The organism is Streptomyces sp. NPDC053367, assembly GCF_044545925.1.
GTDB lineage: Bacteria > Actinomycetota > Actinomycetes > Streptomycetales > Streptomycetaceae > Streptomyces.
In genome coordinates, this window is record NZ_JBITYN010000002.1 from 595,947 (window position 1) to 608,860 (window position 12,914).

General features: G+C 70.0%; 10 protein-coding genes. 4 read left to right on the forward strand and 6 right to left on the reverse strand.

Annotation, left to right across the window (positions count from 1 at the left end):
* Nucleotides 1-89: 89 nt before the first annotated feature.
* Nucleotides 90-971: an AraC family transcriptional regulator N-terminal domain-containing protein gene (locus ACIGXJ_RS09200; protein WP_399642703.1), complete on the forward strand. Its 882-nt coding sequence runs from the start codon at nucleotides 90-92 to the stop codon at nucleotides 969-971.
* Between the two features lie 22 nt (nucleotides 972-993).
* Here the strand turns inward: ACIGXJ_RS09200 and ACIGXJ_RS09205 are convergent, their stop codons facing one another.
* The gene (locus ACIGXJ_RS09205; RefSeq protein WP_399642704.1) at nucleotides 994-1,725 is read right to left on the reverse strand and encodes a DinB family protein; all 732 of its coding nucleotides are present in this window, start codon (nucleotides 1,723-1,725) and stop codon (nucleotides 994-996) included.
* Nucleotides 1,726-2,035: 310 nt separating this feature from the next.
* Between ACIGXJ_RS09205 and ACIGXJ_RS09210 the strand changes: the two genes are divergently transcribed.
* The gene (locus tag ACIGXJ_RS09210) at nucleotides 2,036-2,617 is read left to right on the forward strand and encodes a DinB family protein (protein ID WP_399642705.1); all 582 of its coding nucleotides are present in this window, start codon (nucleotides 2,036-2,038) and stop codon (nucleotides 2,615-2,617) included.
* A 240-nt stretch (nucleotides 2,618-2,857) separates the two neighbouring features.
* On the opposite strand, the gene ACIGXJ_RS09215 is transcribed toward ACIGXJ_RS09210, so the two are convergent.
* Nucleotides 2,858-3,475: a hypothetical protein gene (locus tag ACIGXJ_RS09215; RefSeq protein ID WP_399642706.1), complete on the reverse strand. Its 618-nt coding sequence runs from the start codon at nucleotides 3,473-3,475 to the stop codon at nucleotides 2,858-2,860.
* A gap of 217 nt (nucleotides 3,476-3,692) precedes the next feature.
* Here ACIGXJ_RS09215 and ACIGXJ_RS09220 point away from each other — a divergent pair, with 217 nt between their 5' ends.
* On the forward strand, nucleotides 3,693-5,972 hold the full coding sequence (locus ACIGXJ_RS09220) for a catalase (RefSeq protein WP_399642707.1): 2,280 nt from the start codon (nucleotides 3,693-3,695) through the stop codon (nucleotides 5,970-5,972).
* Nucleotides 5,973-6,184: 212 nt separating this feature from the next.
* Here the strand turns inward: ACIGXJ_RS09220 and ACIGXJ_RS09225 are convergent, their stop codons facing one another.
* Entirely contained in the window at nucleotides 6,185-7,981 is a 1,797-nt protein-coding gene (locus ACIGXJ_RS09225; protein WP_399642802.1) for an acyl-CoA dehydrogenase, read from the reverse strand.
* A 223-nt stretch (nucleotides 7,982-8,204) separates the two neighbouring features.
* A complete protein-coding gene (locus ACIGXJ_RS09230) occupies nucleotides 8,205-9,473 on the reverse strand; it encodes a geranylgeranyl reductase family protein (protein ID WP_399642708.1) in 1,269 nt (422 codons plus the stop codon).
* An 801-nt stretch (nucleotides 9,474-10,274) separates the two neighbouring features.
* On the opposite strand from ACIGXJ_RS09230, the gene ACIGXJ_RS09235 reads away from it, so the two are divergent.
* A complete protein-coding gene (locus ACIGXJ_RS09235; RefSeq protein ID WP_399642709.1) occupies nucleotides 10,275-10,670 on the forward strand; it encodes a hypothetical protein in 396 nt (131 codons plus the stop codon).
* A 586-nt stretch (nucleotides 10,671-11,256) separates the two neighbouring features.
* On the opposite strand, the gene ACIGXJ_RS09240 is transcribed toward ACIGXJ_RS09235, so the two are convergent.
* A complete protein-coding gene (locus tag ACIGXJ_RS09240) occupies nucleotides 11,257-11,913 on the reverse strand; it encodes a LysE family translocator (RefSeq protein ID WP_399642710.1) in 657 nt (218 codons plus the stop codon).
* Nucleotides 11,914-12,273: 360 nt separating this feature from the next.
* Nucleotides 12,274-12,852 carry a TetR/AcrR family transcriptional regulator gene (locus tag ACIGXJ_RS09245; protein ID WP_399642711.1) on the reverse strand — a complete coding sequence of 193 codons (579 nt, stop codon included), beginning with the start codon at nucleotides 12,850-12,852 and terminating at the stop codon, nucleotides 12,274-12,276.
* Nucleotides 12,853-12,914 lie beyond the last annotated feature (62 nt).

Below are 12,914 nucleotides of genomic sequence, written 5' to 3' on the forward strand. Positions count from 1 at the left end.
ACTGGGGCGCCCGCACGATCTTCGCGAGTCCTTGCACGATCCTCTCACGGGCGGGGGAGGAGCATGTCGGTCCATGCTGAGATGGGAGCATGTCCCTCGACGAGCTTCGCGATGTGCTGGAACGACATGCGCGGTCCGGTCCGGCCACGGCCATCGACGGCGTCCGCATCTGCCGGGCCGACCCGGACGCCGAGCCGGAGTACGCGATGTCCGGTGTGATGCTGGCCGTCATCGCGCACGGCGGCAAGCGGCTCGCGTTCGGCGAGCGGGTGTACGAGTACGGGGCCGGCCAGTATCTGGTCACCTCGGCCGACCTGCCGGTGACCGGCCGTGTCACACCGGGAGGGCCGCAACTGGGCTTCGGGATGACACTGGAACCCGCCGTCATCGCCGAGTTGATGATGCAGGCTGGGCCGGGCGGCCTGCCGCGACCGAGCGGACCGCCCCGGCCGGGGATCATGGTCAGCGACGCCTCGGCAGAGCTCATCGACGCGATCGTCCGCCTCCTCCGTCTGTTGGACCGGCCGCGCGACCGCCGGGTGCTGGCCCCCTTGATCAAACGTGAGATTCTGTGGCGGCTGATGACAGGGGAGCAGGGCGAGACGGTGCGCCAACTCGGTCTTGCGGAGAGCAGCCTGAACCACATCAGCCGAGCGGTCGGCTGGATTCGGGACCACTACGCGGAAGCCTTCCGCGTGGAGGATCTGGCAAGGTCTTCCGGGATGAGCGTCTCCGCCTTCCACCGGAACTTCCAGTCGGTGACGGCGATGAGCCCGATCCAGTACCAGAAGCAGATCCGTCTGCAGGCGGCGCGGCTCCTGCTGGCCAACCGTCCGCACGACGTGACCGGAGTAGGCCACCGGGTGGGGTATGACAGCCCCTCGCAGTTCAGCCGGGAGTACAAGCGCCAGTTCGGCGTCCCGCCAAGCATCGACGCGGCACGCACACGCGCGAGCGCGTCGGTCACGTAGCCGCCGCGATCGGGACCTGCTGTCAGCCGCCACCCGGAGACGCCGGTTCCCACGGCCTGACCCATGGGTCGGGCCACGCCTCGGCAGCGGCGAGCAGGGGGTCGAAGGTCGCGCCGTCGATGCTCTCGCGGATGATGTCAGCGTGGCCCCCGTGTCGCGCCGTCTCCTCGATCAGGTGCAACAGGACCCAGCGGACCGACCATTCCTCGACCTCCGCGGGGACCCAAGGGGCCCCCGGCGGCACCGGAACGGCCTGCCCGAGGTCCGGGACACCGGTGATCACCGCGTCAGTCCGCTCGGACGCCTCCGCGTACGCGGTCAGGACGTCGGCCAGGGTCTCGTCCGGTGCGAGCCGGAATTCGCTCCCGTCCGACCCGCCCGACCCGTCCGACCCGTCCGACCCTGACCGGTGCGACCCGTGCGACCCTGACCCGTCCGACCCGTGTGACCCGTCCGAACTGTCCGACCCGTGTGACCCGTGTGACCCGTCCGAACTGTCCGACCCGTGTGACCCGTCCGACCCGTCCGCCTTCGGCTCGCGCTGCTGGCGAAGGATGAGATCGGTCCAGAAGCCCTCGCACCGTGCGGCGTGCTTGATGAGACCGCCGATGCTCAGCTGGCCGGCGGATGCCGCCATGCGCGCCTGTTCATCGGTCAGGCCGTAAGCGGTGGCCCGCAGAGCGCGCCGCTGGTGGGCCAGGTAGGCGGTCAGCGCTGTGCGCTCGTCGGCGACGGGCGGGACAACTCTCGGCATGGGTGGAGGCCTCTCCTGATGCAATTGTTTGCAGCAAGTTTCATGCGGACCCTACTGCCCTCCTCGCTCGGCGTACACCGGTTGCGTTGAAGTGATTCCCGCCGTCGGCGTCAGCTCTGGCGTCGGCGGAGCGCCGGAGGCGCCCGACATCGTGGACAGCAGGCAACGTCCCACGTCGCGGCCCGGCTTGCCGTTGTGTGGCGCGGCCCGAGTGATCGTTCGGCGCGGTTCCCGGCCCTTGCGCAAGACGTTGAAAATTCTCTCACCGAAGGGTTGACCGGCCCTACAGTAGGGGGAGAGGGTCGGCCCCATGCCCGCACACGTACCGCCGATCGCCGACGAGCGCGAAGGTCTGCTCGCCTACCTCGTCCAGCAGCGCCAGGCCCTGCGCGCCACCGCCCATGGCCTGACGGATGAACAGGCGCGAATGACACCCACTGCCAGTGAGCTGAGCATCGGGGGTCTCATCAAACACGCCGCACGATGCGAGGCCGGGTGGACCGACCTGATCCTCCAGCGGCAGCGCGGACCACAGCGGTCCGCAGACGAGAGCGACTCCGCCGAATTCGCGCTCACCCCGGAGGAGACGCTCGCCGGCGTGCTGGACCAGTACGAGGCCGCAGCCCACGAGACAGACGCCGTGATCGCCGGAATCGCCGATCTCGGCCAGGCTGTTCCCGTCCCGCAGGGACTGCCGTGGTTCCCCGCCGACGTGAAGAACTGGTCAGTCCGCTGGGTGCTGCTCCATCTCATCGAGGAGACCTCCCGCCACGGCGGCCACGCCGACATCATTCGCGAAACCATCGACGGCGCCACGCTGTTCCCCCTGCTCGCCGCGGCCGAGCAGTGGCCCGACCCGTGGTTCGAGCCCTGGCGGGCTCCGGCCGGCTGAACAGCGGAGAACACAGCAAGTACCAGGCCAGGGCCCTGTTCTGTCTCGCTGCGCTTGCCGGTGTTGCTCGGGGGTCGCCAACCGGGCGAACCCGCGGCGGCGAGCACGGCCGTCCTGAACTGTCGCGGCAGTGTCTGACCGACGCTTGGCGCGCGGAGTGTGGGGCGGCTCAAGTCTCGGCCTGACCGCGATTCGAGGTCCGCCTACCCCTTGCGGCGGGTGTTCTCGGCGCCTGTGCGTTCAGTATCGCTGTGCCTTGGCAAGACGGGGAGTGAGCTGTGCGTCCGCGGGTTGCCGGCTGAAGGCGACGGGTTGTTGTCTCTCACCCGGGTCGAGGTCCTCCGCGCCCACGAACCTCGTCTCGACGACCTTCCCCGACGGGTCCTCGAAGTCGATCTGTACGGCGTACGAGGCCTTGCTGCCGGTCTTGTTGGTGATCGTGACGAGCACCGCGAGCAGCCCGCTGGTCTCGTTGCGCGGCAGCCCTTTCATGCCGACCTCGGACAGTGCGTTGCCGCGCCCCTCGACGTTCTTCAGCGCCTTCTCCGCAGCCGCTCCGGCGCGGGCGACTTCGGCGTCGACGGATGCCTCGAACGCGGAGGCGCGAGCACTTGCCGAGGAGGCCGCCGCCGAGGCGGAAGCATGCGCGGAGGCGATGGCGGAAGCCGCCTGGGAGGCCAGTGCCGACGGCGGCAACCCGGAGAACGATGCCGTAGCAGGGCTGCTCGTCGTGGTCCGGGAAGGTGAGGGGCTGGTGTCCTGGTCGTCGCCGCACCCGGTGAGTGCGACAGCGGACAGAGCACAACCGAGTGCCGCCGTGACGGCTCGGTGGCCGAGCCCGGAGCGGTCTCGCGGCATCTTGTCTTCCTTCGTGCCTGGTCGGTGCATCGTGTCCATCGTCGGTGCCGTGCGGGCAGGGCGCGACTCCGCCTGGGCCGTTTGTACGGCGCCAGCGCCGGGTCTGCCCCGCTCGTTGCGGAGCGCTCACACGGAAACAGCCCGGAATGCCGGTCTTGAACGGCTGTGATCGGGTACCTAGGTGGGACTGTGTGAACGACCCGGAGGAGCGATACCCGTGAGCGAGACCAACCCTCTCAAGAGGGCAGCTCAGAAGGTCAGCGACGCCGTTTCCGGCGACGATTCGGGACCGCAGGACGGCATCCCCGGCAAGCCCGGATCCGAGTCACCTCCCGTGGCGGAGCCGGCACGACCGCGGGAGCCGCTGCCGCCCAAGCCCGACCAGAGCGGCCCCGACACCTTCTCGCCGACGGGACAGCCGACAGGAGCCGATCAGGCGCAGATGGCGCAGGCCGGCGCACACCTGACCAACGCCCATGGCACACGTCTGTACGACACCGACCACTCCCTGAAGGCCGGACCACGCGGCCCCGTGCTGCTGCAGGACCACCATCTGCGCGAAAAGGTCATGCACTTCGACCACGAACGCATCCCCGAGCGCGTCGTCCACGCCCGGGGCGCCGCGGCCCACGGCGTCTTCAGGAGCTACGGAACGGCCAGTCAGGTGACCAAGGCGGCCTTCCTCGCCAAGGACGTGGAGACGCCGGTGTTCGTGCGCTTCTCCACCGTGCTCGGGTCACGGGGCTCGGCCGACACCGTGCGCGACACACGCGGATTCGCCACGAAGTTCTACACCAGTGAGGGCGTCTTCGACCTCGTCGGCAACAACATGCCGGTCTTCTTCGTCCAGGACGCCATCAAGTTCCCCGACATCATCCACGCCGGCAAGCCGCACCCGGACCGTGAGATCCCGCAGGCGCAGAGCGCCCACGACACGTTCTGGGACTTCGTCACCCTGCACACCGAAGCCGCCCACCACACCCTGTGGAACATGTCCGACCGGGGCATCCCCCGCTCCTACCGGACGATGGAGGGCTTCGGGGTCCACACGTTCCGCCTGGTGGGCGCGTCCGGTGAGACCACGCTGGTGAAGTTCCACTGGAAGCCGAAGCTGGGCGTGCACTCGCTGGTGTGGGAGGAAGCGCAGATCATCGGCGGTGTCGACCCGGACTTCCACCGCCGGGACCTCGCCGATGCGATCGAGGCGGGCGCCTACCCGGAGTGGGAGCTCGGCATCCAGACCTTCCCCGACACCCCGGACCAGACCTTCGAGGGCATCGATCTGCTCGACCCGACCAACCTCGTGCCCGAAGAGCTCGCTCCGGTGCAGCCCGTCGGGCTCCTCACCCTCAACCGCAACCCGTCCAACTACTTCGCCGAGACCGAGCAGGTGGCCTTCCACGTCGGGCATCTCGTACCGGGCATCGACATCACCGACGACCCGCTGCTCGCCGGACGTCTGTTCTCCTACCTCGACACCCAGATCACCCGGCTGGGCGGACCCAACTTCCCCCAACTGCCCATCAACCGGCCGCACGCGCCGGTCAACGACATGCAGCGCGACGGCATGCACCAGACGGCCGTGCACCGCGGCGTGGCCCCCTACCGGCCCAACTCCCTGGACGGTGGCTGCCCCTTCACCGCCGGAGGCGACGCCGCGGCGTACGTAGAGGCGCCCGTTCGCGTGCCGGAGGCGACCAAGGTGCGAGAGGCGCCGGAGTCCTTCGCCGACCACTTCAGCCAGCCCCGCCGCTTCTGGCTGAGCATGAGCCCGGTCGAACGCGAGCACATCATCGGCGCCTACACCTTCGAACTCGGGAAATGCTACGAGCAGGCCGTCAAGCAGCGGGCGTTGCAGGTGCTGGCCAACATCGACGGTGAGCTGTGCGCCCAGGTCGCCGAGGGCCTTGGGCTGCCGGCGCCCGAGCCCACCGTGCCGCCGGCCGAGGTCGAGCCCAGCCCGGCCCTGTCCCAGGTCGGCCGCACCTGGCCCACCGACGGGCGCATCATCGGCATCGTCACCGGGCCCGACGGGGACCTCGGCGGTGTGCGCGCCGTGCGTGAGGCGATCCTAGAGGCCGGAATGGTGCCGCTGGTCGTCGCGCCGACGGGCGGCACCCTGAACTCGGACAACGGCTCCTTGACCGTCCAACGGACCTTCGCCACAGCGCGGTCCGTCGAGTTCGACGCTCTCCTGCTCGCCGGCCCGCCGGGTGTGGGCGGCGATGCCTACGGCGCCCGGGACGCCAAGGGCGGACCCGTCGGCCCACGGCGGCCGGCGCACGACCCGCGGGTCGGCCTCATGCTGGCCGAGGCCTTCCGTCACGGCAAGGCGATCGGCGCCTGGGAAGGCGGCGAGGCAGCCCTGGAAGCGGCAGGCGTGCCCACCGATGCGCCCGGTGTGATCGTCGGCGACAGCGCCACCGCCACGCTGGAGCAGCTCCGCCGGCTGATGGCCGCCCACCGCGTCTGGGAACGCTTCACCACCAGGCCCTGACCGAGCCCCACGAGGGATCCGACGCAGAGACGGACGGAACGGCCGAACGACAATGGTGCTTCGGCTGATGAACGCCGGGGCGGTCCGCAGCAGCGGACCGCCCCGACGCATGTGACGCCCGATGCCGCGCCCCGTCGTGTCGGTGAGGGGACAGCCGGAGCAGACCGGTCCTCGCGACCGGACGAGACGCGGGAAGGGAATGCGGCGGGGAGTCAGAACCACTCGGGCCGGCAGTCCGCCGCCGTGCGGTCGAGGCTGTCGAGGAGGTCGAACTGGGGCCCGGACCGGGGGAGTTCGACCCGGAAGAAGTAGCGGGCAGCCTGCCGCTTGCCCTCGTGGAAGTCGTCCGTGCCGTCGCCCAGCGCGAGGAACTGCTCCAGCCAGATCCAGGCCAGCACCACATGGCCGACGGCCTCCAGGTAGACGGAGGCGTTGGCGAGTGCGGTCGCGGGGTCCCCGGTCGACCACAGGCGGGCGGTGGTCCGCTCGACGCGGGCCATGGCCTGTTCCAGCGAAGCGGCCAGTTCGGCCGCTTCGCCGCCCGCCGCCGTGGCGCGGGTGGTGGTGGCCGCGAGAGTGTCCAGGAGCAGCCGCAGCCCCGTGCCGCCGTTCATGACGACCTTGCGGCCGAGCAGGTCCAGTCCGTGGATGCCGTGGGTGCCCTCGTGGATGGGGTTGAGACGGTTGTCCCGGTAGAACTGCTCGACGTTGTACTCGCGGGTGTAGCCGTAGCCGCCGTGCACCTGGATGGCCAGGTCGTTGGCGGCCAGGCACCACTGCGACGGCCAGCTCTTGGCGATGGGCGTGAGGACGTCGAGGAGCAACCGGGCGCGGGCACGCTCGGGCTCGTGCTCGGCGGTGCGCTCCTCGTCGAGCAGCCGGCTGCAGTACAGGACGAGCGCGAGGGCGCCCTCCACATAGCACTTCTGCGCCAGCAGCATCCTGCGTACGTCGGCGTGCTCGATGATGGGCACCTGCGGGGCGTTCGCGTCCTTGCCCGTCAGCGGGCGGCCCTGCGGGCGGGTGCGGGCGTAGTCGAGAGCGTGGAGGTAGCCGGTGTAGCCGAGCGCCATGGCGCCCTGGCCGACGCCGATGCGGGCCTCGTTCATCATGTGGAACATGTACGCGAGCCCCTGGTGGGCCTCGCCGACGAGGTAGCCCACCGCACCCGGGGCGCCGCCCGGCGTGTGCCGGCCCTCGCCGAAGTTGAGCAGGGTGTTGGTGGTGCCGCGGTAGCCCATCTTGTGGTTGAGGCCGGCGAGCACCACGTCGTTGCGCTCGCCGAGTGTGCCGTCCGGCTCGACCAGGAACTTGGGCACGATGAACAGGGAGATGCCCTTCACGCCGGCCGGACCGCCGGGGATCTTGGCCAGGACCAGGTGGACGATGTTCTCGCTGAGCTCGTGGTCGCCGCCGGAGATCCACATCTTGGTCCCGGTGATGCGGTACGTCCCGTCGTCCTGCGGCACCGCCCGGGTCGTGATGTCGGCCAGCGAGGAGCCCGCCTGGGGCTCGGACAGGCACATGGTGCCGAAGAAGCGGCCCTCGACCATGGGGCGTGCGTATGTCTCGATCTGCTCCTTGCTGCCGTGCGCCTGGAGCAGGTTGGCGTTGCCGACGGTGAGGAACGGATACGCGGACGTGCCGACGTTGGCGGCCTGGAACCAGGCCATGCAGGCGCCCGCGACCACCATGGGCAGCTGCTGTCCGCCGATCTCGTAGTCCATGGCCGCGCCGGTCAGTCCGGCCTCGGCGAAGACCCGCAGCGCCTGCTCGACCTCCGGGATGATGTGCACCCGTTCCCCGTCGAAGCGGGGCTCCTCGGCGTCGCTCTTCTTGTTGTGCGGGGCGAAGTGCCGGGTGGCGATGGCCTCGCTGAGTTCCAGCACCGCGTCGAAGGTGTCCCGGTCGTGGTCGGCGTAGCGGGGGCGGCGCGTCAGTGACGTGACGTCCAGCCAGTCGTGGAGCAGGAAGTCCAGGTCGCGGCGCGAGAGCAGCAGGGAGTCCATGGTCATGTATCCGATCGGGAGGGCGGCAGAATCGGATACTAAGCGGTCGCTCAGGCGCCGTCAACGATGCATGATCTACGTCGCGGGGGTGGGGGAGCGAGGCCTTGGCCGAGGCGGCATCACTCGTACGGCCGCCACGCGTCGGCCCCGCGGCGCAGATCCGGCCAGGGCGTGTGCGGAGGTGGGCATGGCGCAGACCTTGGGATCCGCGCCTGCAACGCGTTCATGGGGCGGGAGTGGCTTTGAGTACCGCGCTGATGATGCGGTCGCCGGCGTCCTTGCTGTGCGGGTCGATGAGATTGCCCCACAGTTTGAGCAGCAGGCGGCCGAGCGGTGGGTGGCTCAGGCTGTGCGTGGTGATGAACTTCATCAGGTGGGGGCCTGCGAGAGCCTGGGCGACGAGGCGGCCCAGGGTGAAGTAGCCGCCGAAGGCGTCTTTGAGGACGTGTGGATACGCCTGCAGGGCACGTTCGCGCTGGGCCGCGGTGGACCGGGCAAGGGCTTGGACGATGACTTCGGCGCTGAACCGGCCGGACTCCATCGCGTAGTCGATGCCTTCGCCGCTGAGCGGGTTGATCAGGCCTGCGGCATCACCGGCCAGAAGTACTCCGCGCGTGTAGTGGGGCGTACGGCTCATGGCTACGGGCAGGGCGTGGCCGCGGACGGCGGTGGTGGCGTGGTCGTCGTCGATCTGCCATTCCCTGGGCAGCCGCGTGAGCCACTCCCGCAGCAGCGCGCGAGGGTCGACGCTCGCGCGCCGAGTGGCCAGTGTGCCGGCCCCGACGTTCCACACACCGTTGCCCACCGGGAAGAGCCATCCGTACCCGTACAGCATGCAGCGGCGGCCTGACGAGGCGGGGCTCCACAGGTCCAGCCAGGCTTCGAGATAGTCGTCGTTCGCGCGGTCCGTGGTGTAGTAGCGGCGTACCGCGACCGCGACGCGGTCCTTGCGCTGCTGCAGCCCCATGCGTACGGCCACACGGCTGGAGGCCCCGTCCGCGGCCACCACCAGGCGTGCCCCGTGGAGGTGTCCCACGCCGTCGCGGCGGGCGACGACGCCACGGGCGTGCCCGGTGCGCTCATCCAGCAGGACGTCGGTGACGTTGGTTCCCAGCTGCACACGGGCGCCGGCCTCCTGCGCCCGTCTGACCAGCAGGTGATCGAAATCCTGGCGGGTGCGCACCAGCCCGAAGCCGGGGTAGCCGGTGGTGTCGGGCCAGTCCAGCTCGACCCGTAGACCTGCGCCGCAGGCCCGTACGCCACGGCTGCGTACCCAGCCGGGACCTTGGACGTCGACGCCCATGGCGAGCAGTTCCTTGACGGCGCGAGGGGTGAGTCCGTCGCCGCAGATCTTGTCCCGGGGGAAGTGCGCCTTGTCCAGCAGCACCACATCAAGCCCTGCTCGGGCCAGGTAGTAGGCCGTGGTGGAGCCGGCTGGCCCTGCACCGACCACGACGACGTCAGCAGTGTCCCTGGTCTTTCCGGAAGTCATCGTCAGCCCCTTTCCTGAGCACAGTAGGCGCTACGAGGCGATCACGCGCTCTGCTTGGTCCAGACGGAGACAGCGCGGGCGCTTCGGGTGCTGGATCCGGATGGTCGTCGTCGCTTTCCCAGAGGCGTCGATGATGTCCAAGGGGCGACGTGGGTCACGTCTCTGGTCGGTCACATTGTGTCGGTGCGGCGCGTCAGTGAGGTGAGGCAATCGACGGCCGGCGCTCTCTGTCCTGCGTGGCCGGCACACTGCCTGCGGTGGTCGGCCGCGCGGTCGTACGGACAGGATCCGGCACCGGCGGAAGGCTCCCGCCACGGTGCACGGGTACGGGGAGGGCGCCGCCGGCGTTGTCGGCCTCGTCCGCGGGGCGGCGGCGCGCAGTGGAGCGCTGGTCCTCGAAGTCGGCAGCGAACACGGCTGACACCGCGAGCCGCCCCGGAGCGGGCGTCCTGCGACGAGAGGGCGGCGACCCGTGATGAGTTCGTCTGAATCAGCGGCACGGGTCGGCGTGCGCTGACCTGCCCGCCTTCCCCGGGTACTCCGACATCGGCTATCTCCGGCTAGCCGCCCGTTCCCTTCGGGCTGTGCAGACCCGGGCCTGGGGGCCATCGATCGACATGGTCGACGAGCCAGGTGATGGCGGGCGGGGGCGGCACCGGAGACAGGCGGCTCCGGTGACGGCTTCGCACGTGCCGGGACTGAGGGTGAGGGCGAGGGTGGGATGATCCTTCCCTCTCCGGTGTACCAGGCGACGCCACGTGTACCGGATTGCCGGTGTCCGACGAGGAAGACGAAGGATCGATGACGCTGAACGTGGGTCAACGGGTGCGACTGGCGGCCGAGCTGCGGTTGACCGGGTCGGTGACCTCGGCCGGGAAACCCCCTGAGGAGACGGGCGCTTTCGCCACCACGCTCGCCCTGGCATCAGGCGTCGAGGGCACCGTCGAGCGTGTGGACGAGCATCAACGTCAGCAGAGCCACGAAGTCCGTGAGTACCTGCGCCTCAAATCACTCCTCGACGACTTCGGCCATCAGATGCCGCCCGCGAGCAGAAGACAGCTGGAGGAGCAGGTGGAGGCCCTGGAGGAACACTGGGTCGCCTACCGGCAACGGATGCTCCGCGTCACGGTCCGCGTCCGGCTCGACAACGGATTCGTCCTCGACACCGCCCCGGAGGAGGCTTTCACTTCCGTCTGACCGGCGTCGGGGCACTCGCCTCCCGCGGACCGGCCGTCCCCGAGCTTGCAGCGCGTCAGCAGCACCGTCGCCTTCTGCGGCAACGCGGGATCCGGCCGGTGATCGCCGAACCAGTCGTCCATCACGCTGGACCTGAAGAATGGCTGGCCGTCCCAGTACGCAACGCCCGCGCGATCCAGCGCGCCCAGGGGGACGTGGAAGTCGAGCCGATCGCCGCTTTCATCGCCGCCGCGGATCGCCACGCACCCGCACACGGCCAGTTGGCCCGTCGGCAGGCGGACCTGACCGTGGAGATGGCCGAACTCGCCCACAGAGGCCACCGTGCACGGCACATCGTCCTGCTCCTCAGGCTCACGGTCTCTGTGCCCAAAGCACCCATGGACTTCCGCGGCGGACCACAGAGCGCTCAGGACGGCCTGGAGCCGGGCATCATCGTGCGATCCAACCTCTACAGCCAGCTCGTAGTAGCCGGCGGACCAGTTCGTCCGGTCCCGGAACGCAGCGGGACTCGTCATGACGTGATCATGCAGCAGGGCTCAGTCCGGTGCCACCGCCGACCAAGTGTGCAGCCGCCTCGGGCACAACCTCACGAGGCCACCGCGACTCCGATGCCGATGACGATGAACAGCCAGCCGGTCGTCAGTTCCCACCGGTGGCGGATCCTCGGGCGGGCGAGGAACGCACGCAGCCTCGCGGCGACGGCGACGAGGGCGAACCAGTAGACGACGCCGATCAGGACGTCCAGGAGGCCGAGGAGGAAGATCTGCTGCGTGACGGACGCCTCGCCGTGGACGAACTGCGGCAGGATGCTGAGGAAGAACAGCGCCGCCTTGGGGTTGAGCACATTCGTGAGGAAGCCCTGGGTGAAGCCGGAGCGCCACCGGCCGCGGCCCGGACCGTTTTCGGCCGAGGCCCACGTCTTGGCGATGTCCTCCGGTCCTCCGGTCGCCTCTCGCGCCGCGCGCCGGGCGGCGAGGACCGCCCGGACCCCCAGGTACACGAGGTACGCCGCGCCCAGCAGCCTGACGGCGTCGTAGACCACCGGCGACCGGGCGGCGATCAGCGACAGCCCTGCCGCCGCGGCGAGCATGTGCACGCACAGTCCGGCTTGGGCGCCCAGCGCCGCGGCCCGCCCCTTGGCGGGGTGCTCGGTGGCGGATCTGGCCACCACGAGGAAGTCCGGGCCCGGCACCAGGTAGGCCACCAGTACCACACCGAGGAAGCCGACGAGGTCGACCGACATCCGCTCTCCCTTCGCCGGGGCCTGTGGCGTGCTCGACTACCCCGGGGATCGTGGGTCAAGACTGCAAGCCGGGGGCATTGTCGGCCCGTTGGCGAAGAGCCGGCCGGCGAGGAGCCGGAGTTGGTCGCCACGGCGGGGTGGTGACGCTCTGCCGTGGCTGTACGGCATCGCCTTGGCGGGTCCTGCCAACGCGCGGCGAACCCAGGTGCGGGCGGACGAGGCTGGGGGCGATGTACCGCCTTTGGCCGCAGGCATCGGGGCGGTCGAGGCCCCGCCCCATCGCCCCTGACAGGGCAGAGCGCAAGAACGGCGGGGCGTCCCGGTTCTGACGGCCGTCAAGGCCCACGCCGGGAGGACGTGTCACGGCGCGGCAAGCCGGTTCACCAGGAGTTCCACTCTCTGCTCGGCGTACTGCGGGGGCAGCCGTCCCGCGCGGGTCAGGGTTGCGATGCCGTGCAGGCATGCCCAGAACACCTCGGTGAACAGCTCTGGGGGGATGTCGTCCCCGGCGACTTCGCCGAGGCTCTCCAGTAGCGCGGCGAAGGCGTCCTTCAGGGGTTCGGGGGTGTCTTCCTGCGCGTATGCCAGGCCGCCGTCGAGCTGGAACAGGGCGTCGTAGACCGCCGGGTTGCGGGCGGCGAAGTCGAGGTAGGCGCGGGCGAGGGCGGTGACCCGGGCGCGCGGGCTGTCCGCAGCGGCGGTCGCGGTACGCACTGCGGCGGCCAGTTCGGCGGCGCCTTCGAGGGCGACCGCGCCGATGATCTCGCGTTTGCCGCGGAAGTGGCTGTAGAGGACGGGCTGGCTGTACTCGATGCGCTCGGCGAGCCGGCGGGTGGTGACGGCGTCCCAGCCCTGCTGCTCGGCGAGTTCACGGGCCGTGGCGACGATGAGGCGCTCGCGCTCCGCCCGTTCGCGCTGCTTGCGCTCCTGTACCGACATGAGTCGATTCTAGCACTGCTAGACAATCGAGCGGCAGTAGCGCTAGCGTTGCCTCAACAGCT

Bases quoted from the DNA above. Each gene is read 5' to 3' on its own strand.
- ACIGXJ_RS09245 (WP_399642711.1), bottom strand. From the start codon at position 12,852: ATGTCGGTACAGGAGCGCAAGCAGCGCGAACGGGCGGAGCGCGAGCGC.
- ACIGXJ_RS09200 (WP_399642703.1), top strand. From the start codon at position 90: ATGTCCCTCGACGAGCTTCGCGATGTGCTGGAACGACATGCGCGGTCC.
- ACIGXJ_RS09215 (WP_399642706.1), bottom strand. From the start codon at position 3,475: ATGCCGCGAGACCGCTCCGGGCTCGGCCACCGAGCCGTCACGGCGGCA.
- ACIGXJ_RS09225 (WP_399642802.1), bottom strand. From the start codon at position 7,981: ATGGACTCCCTGCTGCTCTCGCGCCGCGACCTGGACTTCCTGCTCCAC.
- ACIGXJ_RS09205 (WP_399642704.1), bottom strand. From the start codon at position 1,725: ATGCCGAGAGTTGTCCCGCCCGTCGCCGACGAGCGCACAGCGCTGACC.
- ACIGXJ_RS09240 (WP_399642710.1), bottom strand. From the start codon at position 11,913: ATGTCGGTCGACCTCGTCGGCTTCCTCGGTGTGGTACTGGTGGCCTAC.
- ACIGXJ_RS09235 (WP_399642709.1), top strand. From the start codon at position 10,275: ATGACGCTGAACGTGGGTCAACGGGTGCGACTGGCGGCCGAGCTGCGG.
- ACIGXJ_RS09230 (WP_399642708.1), bottom strand. From the start codon at position 9,473: ATGACTTCCGGAAAGACCAGGGACACTGCTGACGTCGTCGTGGTCGGT.
- ACIGXJ_RS09210 (WP_399642705.1), top strand. From the start codon at position 2,036: ATGCCCGCACACGTACCGCCGATCGCCGACGAGCGCGAAGGTCTGCTC.